We start from the raw sequence: 12,546 nt of genomic DNA on the forward strand, positions 1-12,546 counted from the left end.
AATCGCGTCGCAGTCCGGGGGGTTTCGGAATCAACTACCGAGATGCACAAGGGCAATGCCTCACAACCTGATCGCATTGCCAGCCTGCACTCCATGGGATCAGCAGCGAGCCGTCGAATACCAGCGCCGCGATCACGAGGCAAGCCCTTCGGTGAGACAGACATAGGAATCTTTTCGCATGACGGCGACTGCTTGATGCTGTGCCGTACAAGCGCATGCGGCTCGGGCACCGACTGCATGGCGTTGCGCGTCGATGGCTTGTTCCTGGCGCTCTCACTCACAGCCAGCCCCTTTTTTTGACGCGGAGCAACAGCCTGTCGAATGCACAATGCACCGGCTGCGATCTCGTCGTCGCTGACGACACGGATGCTTCGCCCCAGAACCACCTAGCCCTTTTCAAGCAGTAAGTTAACGTGCGGTTTCGCGGCCAACTACCGCCTCAGGATTGAGCTCGCGCTCGCTGCGCGGAGTCTCAATCTGCTTGAAGCCGCCAATCATGGCGTCGTTCAGGTACGCGTACAGGCCCCTGCTGAAGTCGTACACCACGTTCTTGACAGACCAGGGAATGTCCAAGTCGTACATGGGAGTGGTGGTATTGAACATGACTCGCGCCAACTGCCCCTCTTGGTCGAAAGCATCGAACATGCCAGCTCCGGAAAGATCCTCGTCAAAGTAATACGTCCGGCGTGGATATGCATGACGCTGGCCCGAGCGCAAGACCGCATCCACCACCCAGACCCGATGCAACTCCCAACGCTCGCATGCTGGGTTGGCATGGCGGGCCATCAGCGCAACTTCTGGTACGGGGCAGTCGTAGGTCGCCTTGTAGCCGTTGTAGGGAATGAGCATTTCCTTCTTGCCGAGCAGCTTGAAGTCAAAGCGATCCATCATTCCGGAGAAAACAAACAATTCGTCATAGACGATGACACCGCCCATGCTTGCCACCGGCGTGTCATAGGCAAATTCGGGCGCGAGCTTCACCCGGCGCTGGCCCGGCGTATAAGTCCACGCCTTCCGGGGCCTGGCGCTGGGATCCAGGTAGTCGGCCAAACCTGTCATTTCACCTACCCTGCGGGCCGGCGACTTGGTGACGGAATAGACCCGCCAGGCCATGGTGGGATCACGATCTTTCTGATCCAGTTCGTAGTAAGGAAAATTCTGATAGGTCTGCTGTTCCGCTGTCTTAATGGGCCGGCCGTTGGCATCCACCACCCAGGATCGCGAAGACATGGTGACCATGTCCTTGCTGCCCTGGTAGCGCAACTGCTGGTTCCACATCACCTCGTGCCCCGTCTTGGGAATCGGGAACGGCATGCCGCCACGGCAGGCCACGTCCACCGCCAAGCCGTCCTTCAGGCTGCGGCAACTGGTGGCGTTACGCCGTGTCGCAGCCAAGACCGCGTCGGGGTAGGCTACAGTGCGGTGGCTCGGGTAAACGTCCAGGTAGTACTCCGGGAATCGGGCCAGCAACTGCCGCTGGCCTTCCGAGAGCTTGTCGGCGTACCGCGCCATGTTGCGTGCGTCAATGCGGTAAAGCGGTTTCTCACCTTTGAACGGATCGACCCAAAAACCGCTGCCCGGCTTGTGTCCGGCAGGCGCGCTTCGGAGCCCCCCGGTATAGGGCGGAATGCTGCCGTCGGCATTGCCGGCGCGCACCGCGCCGAACTCTGTCAGGCTGCTACCCAATTGGCGGGCCTCCTCAGGAGAGACTCCTGCTGCGGCGGCGAGGTGCACGGCCAGCAGTGCCAGCGAAAATATACGGCGCATGGTCACGATCCAGTCAAACGAAAAGATGAAAGACGATTGGGTGATAGAAGGGTGCCGACTCAGCGCATCAATTGCCCATAGCGCGATCGCACCCCCACGTCCACCCAGTCGGAGCCCTGGTTGCGCTGGCGCGCGAAGCTCACGCTGAAGCCGCCCAGATCCAGATCGTTGAGCTGCGATAGCGTGGCAGCCACTGCCTCGGGCGTGAGACGCGGCGTGCGGCGCAAGGCCTCTACCAGCACCCTGGTGTTGATGTAGGCCTCCATGCCCACGAATGTCACCGCGTGGCCCGCGCCGTAGGTGTCCATGTTCCTTTGGAACTCCTGAACCAGGCGCAGATTGCCCGCCTCCGGATTGGGCACCACAGTGGTGAAGCCGAAAAGACGGCCCTTGAAGCCAGCCAGTAGCGTGTTGAGGTGAGGACTCGCCAGCGAAGCGATAACGCGGGGCCATTCCTCCCGTGCCCCCAATTGAAGATCCACCAAGGCCTCGGCCGTCGGCAGTTGCAAGGCAAGCACGGCCCCATGAAAACCCTCCCCGCCCAGGGACTTGATCAGCTTCTGCACGCTGTCGCCCGGCAAGCCGACAGGAACGGCGAGCACGGTGGCGGTCATACCCTCCCCGCCCATGGCGCTCTTGAGCGCTGCGACCGATTCGCTTTCCGGCGCGTCGGTGACGATGGCGACCCGAAAGCAGGCGATGGCCCTGAACTGCCGGGCCAGGGCCTCGGCCTCACGCGCGCTGCTGGCCCGTACCTGGAACAGCCAGGGGGCACTGCTGCGCGCCAAGGCTGAGGCCCCGCTCAACGGCCCAACCAAGGGCACCTTCAGTACTGCCGTGACTGCGGCGGAGGCCCGGCAAGAAGCCTCGCCCTGACAATTGAGCAAGGCCACCGCCCCACGCTGCGTGATCAGCTCGCGAACATTGCGCTCGTGCTTGCGCGGATCACCATCGTCGTTTAGCGTGACCAAATCAAGCCGACGCCCCTGCACGCCTCCGGCTGCATTTACGCCGTCTATGTACCCTTTGGCCGCAGCCATGACCCGCAATCCGCCGCCGTCCGAATCGGGCCCGATGTTCAGCGACTGGCCCAGGACGATCACGTCGGCGCCAAGCGCCACACTGCACCACACCAGGCCCGCCGACAAAGCCACCGCCAGGCGCCGATACCCACTATTCACATTCCGCATAGTGCGGGTCTCCTTCGTGTTCTTGTTAGGACAAGCCGCTACCCATGAGAACCAGAGGCTGAGTGCAGCGCGTCAACCGCATCCCAGAGAGGTCGGAGGAGCAATGCATGCGGCTACCGCGTGCGCCTTCCTTCCTGACCGCCGACCTTGCTATCCACCCGGTGGGGACCGTCCGCACCGCCTCTCTAGACAAAGGGACAGCGGCATCAAAATTTATACATATTTGCATTTTTTGTCTATATATAAAATTTCCGTTACTAACCTCCCGTCGCACTACGGTGCCTCCAAACGGCAGGCACGAGCGATGCATACCGCTGTTTCACCCCAGCCGAAACACATCCATTGCGCGCCCCAGCGATTCGGCACCGTCCTTGAGGCCCTGCGCCGCCGCCGTGGACTGCTCCACCAACGCGGCGTTCTGCTGCGTCACCGTGTCGAGCTGGGTCACGGCCTCGTTGACCTGGGCGATGCCCTGCGACTGCTCGCGCGTGGCGCTGCTGATCTGCTGCACCAGCGCGCTCACGCGTTCCACCGCGTCCACCACGCCGCGGATGGTGGTGCCCGCGTGGTCCATCTGCTGGGCGCCGCTGGCGATCTGGTCGACCGTCACGCCGATCAGGCCGCTGATCTCCCTGGCCGAGCTGGCGCTGCGCTGGGCCAGCGCGCGCACCTCGCCCGCCACCACGGCGAAGCCCCGGCCCTGCTCGCCCGCGCGCGCGGCCTCCACGGCGGCGTTCAGGGCCAGCAGGTTGGTCTGGAAGGCGATGCCTTCGATCACGCCCACGATCTCGCTAATCTTGGCGGACGAGTGTTTCATCTGCTGCATCGCCGCGCCCAGCTCCTGCACGGCCTGGCCGCCGAGCGAGGCGACCTCGCTGCTCTGCGCGCTCTCCTGCGAGACCTTGGCCGCCGTCTCGGCCGTCTGCAGCACGGTGCTGGCCAGCTGCTCCATCGACGCGGCGGTCTCCTCCAGGCTGCTCGCCTGCGATTCGGTGCGCGCCGACAGGTCCAGGCTGCCGCGCGTGATCTCGGCGGCCGACCGGGTGAAGTTGCCGACCTCGGTGCGCACGTCTCCCACCACGGCGCGCAGGTTCACCTGGGTCTGCTGCAGCCGCTGCATGAGCGCGCCCAGCGGCTCGGGGTAGTCCGTGCCGACCGAGGTCGCGAGGTTGCAGGCCGAGATGTCGGACGCGAAGCGCGTGGCATCGTGCAGCCCCTGCAGCACCGTGGCCTGGAAGCGCCACAGCACCCAACCAGCCCCCAGCACCAGCAGCGCCACGCGCGCGCCCCAGGCCGCCGCGCCCTGCAGCCCGAGCATGTCGGGCACCAGCGCCAGCAGCACCAGCACGGCCAGCATCAACGCCATGCGGGGCAGCAGCGCCATCTGCGCCAGGCGCTGGCGCCAGCCGCGCAGGCCGTGGTAGCGCACGCTGCCCGCCTCCAGCGAGAAGCTGCGGGAGCCCGCGTCCGCCTCGCGGCGCATCTGGGCATACAGCGCCTCGGCGGCGGCGGCTTCGGCGGCGCTGGGCTTGGTGCGCACCGACATGTAGCCGCGCGGCTTGCCGCCTTCCAGGATGGGCGTGACGTTGGCGCGCACCCAGTAGTGGTCACCGTTCTTGCGGCGGTTCTTGACCAGGCCCGTCCAGGGCTCGCCCCGGCCGATGGTGCGCCACAGGTCCTTGTAGGCCTCGGCGGGCATGTCGGGGTGGCGGATGATGTTGTGGGGCTGGCCGATGAGCTCGTCGTAGCCGTAGCCGCTCACGCGCACGAAGGCCGGGTTGCAGTGGGTGATCTCGCCTTTGGTGTTGGTGCTGGACACCAGCAGCTCGTCGCCGGAATAGTCGAAGTTCTGCTGGGTCACCGGCAGATTGATGCGCATGGAGGCTCCCTGGTGGGCCCGCGCCGGTCGCGGGCTGCACGGCTTGCTAACGGCTGACCGCGCCAAATGGATGTTGATACCTAAAGCGTGAGAAACCCAGGCACTGCAACCCTATGAAAACCATGACACGGATTAGGAAGCCCCATTCCGCACGGCAGTGGACTTGCAACGCCTGCCTTATGCGTAGCCGTGCCCACAGCGCAGATGCTGGATCACAGTGGTGATGCGCTGGAAGACTTGGGCTTAAACGAGCGCTAAGCTTGCCGGGGTGAAAACGGCCATATTGACTAGCCCTCCACGCTCTGGGCTCCCAAGATGCGGTGATGGAAAGCATGGCGGTGCAACTCGCGAACAGAAGCTCGCTGTGCACCTTCGAGGTGATGCCACTGCACAGGATTGTGGTGCGCAACTGTGCATGGCGGGGTAAAAATAGGCGGTTGCGGGCATTCCCGCTCACGCACTTCCTGCAGGCATTGGCGCAGCAAACCCATGGCGTAGAGCCTCCTTACGAGATCGCCTTGACGAGTTCCGGCACGGCCGTGAACAGGTCGGCCTCCAGGCCGTAGTCGGCCACGCTGAAGATGGGGGCCTCGGGATCCTTGTTGATCGCCACGATCACCTTGGAGTCCTTCATGCCAGCCAGATGCTGGATGGCGCCCGAGATGCCTGCGGCGATGTAGAGCTGCGGCGCCACGATCTTTCCCGTCTGGCCCACCTGCAGGTCGTTGGGGGCGTAGCCCGCGTCCACGGCGGCGCGCGATGCGCCGATGGCCGCGCCCAGCTTGTCGGCCAGGGGCGTCATGACTTCGGTGAACTTCTCGGCGCTGCCAAGGGCCCGGCCGCCCGAGACGATGATCTTGGCGGCGGTGAGCTCGGGGCGGTCGTTCTTGGTGACTTCGCGGCCCACGAAGCTGCTCTTGCCCGCATCGGCCACGGCTGCGGCGGCCTCGACGGGGGCGGAGCCGCCCGTGGCGGGCGCGGCGTCGAAGCCCGTAGTGCGCACGGTGATGACCTTCACGGCATCGCCCGACTGCACGGTGGCGATGGCGTTGCCCGCGTAGATGGGGCGCTCGAAGGTGTCGGCGCCCACCACCTTGGTGATGTCGCTGATCTGGGCCACGTCCAGCTTGGCGGCCACGCGGGGCGCCACGTTCTTGCCGCCGGCGGTGGCGGGGAACAGGATGTGGCTGTAGTTGCCGGCAATGGCCAGCACCTGGGCGGCCACGTTCTCGGCCAGGCCGTGTTCCAGGCCGGCGGCGTCGGCGTGGATGACCTTGGCGACTCCGGCGATCTGCGCAGCGGCAGCGGCTGCGGCACCGGCGTTGTGGCCGGCCACCAGCACGTGCACGTCGCCGCCGCAGGCGGCCGCGGCCGCGACGGTGTTGAGCGTCGCGCCCTTGATGGACGCGTTGTCGTGTTCAGCAATAACGAGTACCGACATTTAGATCACCTTCGCTTCGTTCTTGAGTTTCTCGACCAGGGCGGCCACGTCGGCCACCTTCACGCCGGCGCCGCGCTTGGCGGGCTCGCTGACCTTGAGGGTCTTGAGGCGGGGCGCCACGTCCACGCCGAGGTCTTCGGGCTTGACGGTGTCGAGCTGCTTCTTCTTGGCCTTCATGATGTTGGGCAAGGTGACGTAGCGGGGCTCGTTCAGGCGCAGGTCGGTGGTGATGACGGCGGGCAGCGTCAGGCTCAGGGTCTCCAGGCCGCCGTCGACTTCGCGGGTCACGCTGACCTTGTCGGCGGCCAGCTCCACCTTGCTGGCGAAGGTGGCCTGGGGCAGGTCGGCCAGGGCGGCGAGCATCTGGCCGGTCTGGTTGGCGTCGTCGTCGATGGCCTGCTTGCCCAGGATCACGAGCGAGGGCTGTTCCTTGTCCACCAGGGCCTTCAGGAGCTTGGCCACGGCCAGGGGCTGCAGGTCCAGGTCGGCGGGCGTCTCCACCAGAATGGCGCGGTCGGCGCCGATGGCCATGGCGGTGCGCAGGGTTTCCTGGCACTGGGCCACGCCGCAGGAGACGGCGATGACCTCGGTCACCAGGCCCTTTTCCTTCAGGCGCACGGCCTCTTCGACGGCAATTTCGTCGAAGGGGTTCATGCTCATCTTGACGTTGGCGATGTCCACACCCGTGTTGTCCGACTTCACGCGGACCTTCACGTTGTAGTCCACCACGCGCTTGACAGGGACAAGAATTCTCATATGTATCTCCTTTGGAATGAGTAGCAGCTTTTTCCTGACTGCCTTAGCCTTGGGAAAGGCCGGTCTTCGTTCGCCAGCGGGCCAGGAGCTCCAAGGCCTTCTTCTGCGCGACCTCGTGCTCGCGCGCCTTCACATGGCCATAGCCTCGCACTTGCTGGGGCAAACGGGCGAGCGCCAACGCCTCGTTGAAGTTGTTGCTGTTCAGGTCTTTCAGCAGGTCTTCAACCAAGGCCTCGAATTCGTCGATTGCCGCACGTTCCTCCCGCCGCTCCCGAGTCCAGCCGAACGGATCGAAAACTGTTCCGCGCAGGAACCGCAAACGGGCCAGGAGACGGAAGGCCGTCTGCACCCAGGCGCCGTAGCGCTGCTTGACTGGACGGCCTTGCGCGTCGCGGCGCGCCAGCAGCGGCGGTGCCAGGTAGTAGCTCACGGTGAAATCACCTTCGAAGCGCTCTTGCAGCCGGGCGAGGAAATCACTGCTGGTGTGCAGGCGAGCAACTTCGTATTCATCTTTGTAGGCCATCAGCTTGTAGAGGCTCATCGCGACCTCGCGCGCGAGGCGCTCTCCCCCGACACGCGCCTTCTCGACATCGGAAACACGCCGCACGACCGCCGCGTAGTGCTGCGCGTAGCGTGCATTCTGGTAGTCGGCGAGCCGCTCCGTGCGATCGGCCAGAATGCTCGCAAGAGACGCTGTTCTGCTCGGCATCAGCATCACCTTCTCGTCGGAAGGCAGCCCGGCCGCACGGCGCACCGCAGCAGGATCCAGCGCAGCCTGGCGTCCCCAGGCAAACGCTGCGCGGTTCATGCCCACCGCGGCGCCGTTGAGTTCGATGGCGCGCAGCAACGAATCCTCTTGCAGAGGCACCCAGCCTTTTTGCCATGCAAAGCCCAGCAGGAATACGTTGGTGGCCACAGCATCCCCCATGAGGGCGACCGCCAGGCGGGAAGCCTCCAGAGACTCTACCTGGGCAGCGGCCGAACCGACCCGCTCGAGCATCGCATCGGGCGACGCCTGCCAGTCGGGATCCCGTGTAAAGCTGCCCGTGGGGGCCACGTCCGTATTCAACACGGCGCGAGTGCGCCCGGACGCCATGGAAGCAAGCGCATCTCCGGCCGCGGCCACCATCAGGTCGCAGCCGAGCACCACGTCCGCCTGTCCGCGCGCTACCCGCGCGGCATGCAGTTGGACGGGATCCGCCGCCAGCCGCACATGGGACATCACGGCCCCGCCCTTCTGCGCCAAACCTGCCATGTCCAGCACCAGCACCCCTTTGCCCTCGAGATGCGCGGCCATCCCCATGAGGGCACCGATGGTCACCACGCCGGTGCCGCCGACCCCGGCCACCAGAATGTTCCAGGGGCGCGCCAAGACTGGCAGCTCGGGTCGCGCCATGCCGGTGGGCGGCGCCACGCGGTCACGCTGGGGCTTTCGCAGTTCGGCGCCATCGAGCACCACGAAGCTTGGGCAGAATCCGCGCACGCAGGAGAAGTCCTTGTTGCAGCCGCTCTGATCGATCTGCCGCTTGCGCCCCAAGGGCGTTTCCAGTGGCAGGATGGAGACGCAGTTGGACTGCACGCCGCAATCGCCGCAGCCTTCGCACACGGCCTCGTTGATGACCACTCGACGCGCCGGATCGGCCAGAGTCTTCTTCTTGCGCCGGCGGCGCTTCTCGGCCGCGCAGGTCTGCGCATAGACGATCACCGACACCCCCTTGACGTCGCGCAGCGCACGCTGCAGCGCGTCCATGCCGTCACGGTGCGACACCTTGACATCCTTGGGGAAGTCGTCCAAGGCCTGAAAGGCCTCGGGCTCGTCGCTCACCAGGTGCAGTTCCTTCACGCCTTCGGCGGCAAGCTGCCGCAGCAACTGGGGCACCGAAGGTGCGCCTTCGACTGGCTGACCTCCCGTCATGGCGACAGCATCGTTGACCAGCAGCTTGTAGGTGATGTTGACACCGGCAGCCACGGCAGCCCGGATGGCCAGGGAGCCCGAGTGCATGTAGGTTCCATCGCCCAGGTTGGCGAACACATGTGGCGTATCCGTGTAGGGCGCCTGCCCTATCCACGGCACCCCTTCGCCGCCCATCTGGCTGAACGTTTCCGTGCGGCGATCCATCCACATCGACATGTAGTGACAGCCGATCCCCGCCAGCGCGCGCGACCCTTCCGGCACCTGGGTGCTGGTGTTGTGAGGACAGCCCGAACAAAAGTAAGGAAGCCGCTGGGGCACAGGCGCATCGGATGGGGAACGAGTTGCCACCACCGCCTGACGCTCCAACCACACCCGCACCGACTCCGGCAGCACGCCTTGCCCGTACACCTTGACTAGGCGCGCAGCGATCACATCAGCGATGCCGGCTGGCGTGAGCTCGCCATTAGGCGACAGCAGGATGCCGCTGCTGGGAACCTGAACCCATTCGCCCGATTCATCGTATTTGCCGACCACGCGGGGGCGATGGGGTTCGTTGTAGAGGTGCTCCTTGATCTGGTATTCGAGTACCTGGCGCTTTTCCTCCACGACCAGTATTTCGTCGAGGCCCTGTGCGAACTCAACCACGCAGGTGGGTTCCAAAGGCCAGACCACGCCGATTTTGAGCAGGCGCACACCCAGCGCCTGTGCGGCCGCCTCGTCCAAGCCCAGCAGCGACAGCGCCTCGCGCACGTCCAGGTAGCTCTTGCCGGTGGTGCAGATACCCAGGCGTGCGTCCGGGACTGCCCAGTCCTGGCGATTGAGTTTGTTCAGGCGCACGTATTCGAGCAGTGCATACAGGCGCTCGCGCTGCAGCCGGTTCTCCTGCTCCAGCGGAGGATCGGGCCAGCGGATCGAGAAGCCGTCGGCGGGAACGGGGTAGGACTGCGGAATCTTGATCTCGACCGACATCGGATCGATGTCGAACGACGACGAGGACTCGACCGTGTCGCTGATCACCTTGAAGCCCACCCAGCATCCGGAGTAGCGCGACATGGCGTATCCGTGGAGTCCGAATTCGATGAATTCGTTTACTCCCGAAGGATGCAGCACCGGAATCATCGCAGCGATGAATGCATGCTCGCTCTGATGCGGCAGGCTGGATGACTTGCATGCGTGGTCGTCTCCCGCCACCAGCAGCACGCCGCCATGCGGAGCGCCACCCGCGATGTTCCCGTGCTTGAAGACATCGCCACTGCGGTCCACGCCCGGTCCCTTCCCGTACCAGAGGGCGAACACACCATCGACCCGTGCCTTCGGATCCAGGCTCACCATCTGCGTGCCCCAGACCGACGTTGCCGCCAGCTCCTCGTTGAGACCGGGCTGAAAGCGCACCTTGTGCTTGTCCAACAGCGCCCGGTTCTTCCACAGCTCCTGGTCTACGGCGCCCAGGGGAGAGCCACGATAGCCGGAGACGAAACCTTCGGTATTCAACCCGGCGGCCTCGTCACGCGCCTTTTGCGCCAGCAGCAGCCGAACCAGCGCCTGCGTACCGTTCATGTAGACACGGCCGGCGGGCAATTCGTACTTGTCCGCCAGGGAAACGGGAGGGGTCATGGGGATATCTCCAGGTTGCTCGCGCAACCTTTTATTTAAACATTTATCTATATTTTGTTCATATTTATGGCATAGTCAAATTCAATTTTTGAACCCCAGGTATTTGCCTTTCCAATGACAATCGGTCTGCCTGCCCTGCCGCGCTTCACGCTGCGCCAACTGCACTACTTCGTGGCCGTGGCGCGCTGCGGGCAAATCTCGGCTGCCGCAACAGAGATCGGCCTGTCGCAGTCGGCCATGACCCTGGCGATCGCGGACCTGGAACAGGCCATGGGCACGGCCTTGCTGGATCGCGGACGCCAAGGCGTCACCCTCACCTTGCAGGGACAAGGCTTTCTGCAGCACGCCGAATCCGTTCTGCGCATGGCCAACGAGGCGGCCCGCTTTCCGATACATGGGCGCGACCTCCACGGGAAGCTGGAAGTGGCCGCGACCTACACCGTCCTGGGGTACTTCCTGTTGCCCGCCCTCGCGCGTTTCTGCGAGCTGTATCCCCGGATAGAACTCTCGCTCGAGGAAATGCCGCGTAAGGACATCGAGGTCCGCCTGGCGAGCGGCCAACTGGAAATGGGCGCACTTTTGCTGTCCAACCTGGAAGCGCCGGAGCGCCTGGAAACCCGCGTCCTGGAAAGGTCCAGGCGTCAGCTCTGGATGGCTGCGGGCCATGAATACGCGGGCCGGGGGAGCGTGAGTTTCGAAGAACTTGCGGCGCTCCCCTACATCCTGCCCATGGTGGACGAAGGCGACCGCAATGCCCGGCGGTACTGGGCCGACGCGGGGCACACACCCCACAAGATTATCCAGACGTCTTCCATGGAGGCGCTGCGCGAGATGGTCGCTCTCAACCTGGGCGTGACCATCCTGTCGGACATGGTGTTCCGGCCATGGTCCCTGGATGGGCGGCGCATCCACGCCGTTCCCATGGACGCACGGCTGCCGGTCATGGAAGTCGGCCTGGCCTGGTCCGCAGGCCGTGCATTGAGCCCCTGCGCAGCAGCGCTGGAGCAGTTCCTGGGCCGATCATTCGCTAACGGCGCACAGGCAACGGCAAGAACCTAGATATGAACTATTTTTTAATTTCTGCCTACAATCTGCCAGATATTCTGCATAACCAGGAGACAGTACATGCTTATCGATTTGAGCCACAAGCGCGTCATCGTGACGGGCGCCTCGCGCGGAATTGGCCGGGCCATTGCCCGTGCCTTTGCTAAAGAAGGGGCCCGCGTTGCGGTCTGCGCCCGCACGCAGGCCGACATCGAAGCGGTGGGAGCCGAACTGGCGACGACGGCGCAAGCCGTGATCGCGCGCGCGGTCGACGTCACCGACACCGCGGGCGTGAAAGCCTTCGTGGATGAGATCGCAGCCGCCTGGGGCGGCGTGGACGTCCTGATCAACAACGCGGGCCAAGGCCGCGGCGGCAACCTCGACACCCTCACGCCAGAGCAGATCCTGGAGCACGCCAACGTGTTGCAGATGGGCCATTTCCGCTTCATCCAGGCCGTGGTCCCGCACATGCGAAAGCAGCGCTGGGGGCGCATCGTCGAGATCAATGCGCTGGCCGGCACCCAGATCACCCCGGACGGCATCCCCTCCGTGGTGAACCGCGCGGGCTGCATCGCCATGTCCAAATCGCTGGGCATGTCACTGCCCAAAGACAACATCCTGGTCAACACCCTCAACATGGGCTGGATCGACACCGGGCAGTGGGACCGCCACTACCGTGAGATGCCGCCCGGCACGCCGCGCGAGGAATTCGACGCCATGGTCCTCAAAGTTGTCCCCCTGGGGCGTTTTGGCAAGCCGGAAGACGTCGCCGGCATGGCGCTGTTCCTCGCAAGCGACTACGCCAGCTTCATCAGCGCGGCCTCCATCGACATTGCCGGCGGCATGGGCGGACAGATTGCCTACTACCCGACCCTCAAAAGGGACTTCGGCGCGGCCATGGCCTTGCGCTATCCCAGCCCGGACACCCAAGCCTGAGGCC

The 12,546-nt window shown here is 64.6% G+C and carries 8 protein-coding genes; 2 read left to right on the forward strand and 6 right to left on the reverse strand.

Going from position 1 to position 12,546, the window contains the following annotated elements:
- Positions 1-408: 408 nt before the first annotated feature.
- From A1D30_RS10570 to A1D30_RS10595, 6 genes are all read right to left on the reverse strand, one after another.
- The gene (locus A1D30_RS10570; protein ID WP_109790916.1) at positions 409-1,767 is read right to left on the reverse strand and encodes a DUF1329 domain-containing protein; all 1,359 of its coding nucleotides are present in this window, start codon (positions 1,765-1,767) and stop codon (positions 409-411) included.
- 59 nt (positions 1,768-1,826) lie between these two features.
- Positions 1,827-2,957, reverse strand: coding sequence for an ABC transporter substrate-binding protein (locus A1D30_RS10575; protein ID WP_063460640.1), 1,131 nt, complete (start codon positions 2,955-2,957; stop codon positions 1,827-1,829).
- A gap of 319 nt (positions 2,958-3,276) precedes the next feature.
- Positions 3,277-4,836, reverse strand: coding sequence for a PAS domain-containing methyl-accepting chemotaxis protein (locus A1D30_RS10580; RefSeq protein ID WP_063460641.1), 1,560 nt, complete (start codon positions 4,834-4,836; stop codon positions 3,277-3,279).
- A gap of 505 nt (positions 4,837-5,341) precedes the next feature.
- Positions 5,342-6,277 carry an FAD-binding protein gene (locus A1D30_RS10585; protein ID WP_063460642.1) on the reverse strand — a complete coding sequence of 312 codons (936 nt, stop codon included), beginning with the start codon at positions 6,275-6,277 and terminating at the stop codon, positions 5,342-5,344.
- Positions 6,278-7,033 (reverse strand): electron transfer flavoprotein subunit beta/FixA family protein, encoded by a 756-nt coding sequence (locus A1D30_RS10590; RefSeq protein WP_063460643.1) that lies wholly within the window; start codon positions 7,031-7,033, stop codon positions 6,278-6,280.
- Between the two features lie 43 nt (positions 7,034-7,076).
- Positions 7,077-10,562: an indolepyruvate ferredoxin oxidoreductase family protein gene (locus A1D30_RS10595; protein WP_063460644.1), complete on the reverse strand. Its 3,486-nt coding sequence runs from the start codon at positions 10,560-10,562 to the stop codon at positions 7,077-7,079.
- A 114-nt stretch (positions 10,563-10,676) separates the two neighbouring features.
- Between A1D30_RS10595 and A1D30_RS10600 the strand changes: the two genes are divergently transcribed.
- Together A1D30_RS10600 and A1D30_RS10605 are read left to right on the forward strand one after the other, a co-directional pair.
- Positions 10,677-11,621, forward strand: a complete 945-nt coding sequence (locus A1D30_RS10600; RefSeq protein ID WP_063460645.1) for a LysR family transcriptional regulator — start codon at positions 10,677-10,679, stop codon at positions 11,619-11,621.
- Between the two features lie 66 nt (positions 11,622-11,687).
- Positions 11,688-12,542, forward strand: a complete 855-nt coding sequence (locus A1D30_RS10605; RefSeq protein WP_063460646.1) for an SDR family oxidoreductase — start codon at positions 11,688-11,690, stop codon at positions 12,540-12,542.
- Positions 12,543-12,546 lie beyond the last annotated feature (4 nt).

The organism is Acidovorax sp. GW101-3H11 (assembly GCF_001633105.1).
In the GTDB taxonomy this organism is placed as follows: Bacteria; Pseudomonadota; Gammaproteobacteria; order Burkholderiales; family Burkholderiaceae_C; genus Acidovorax.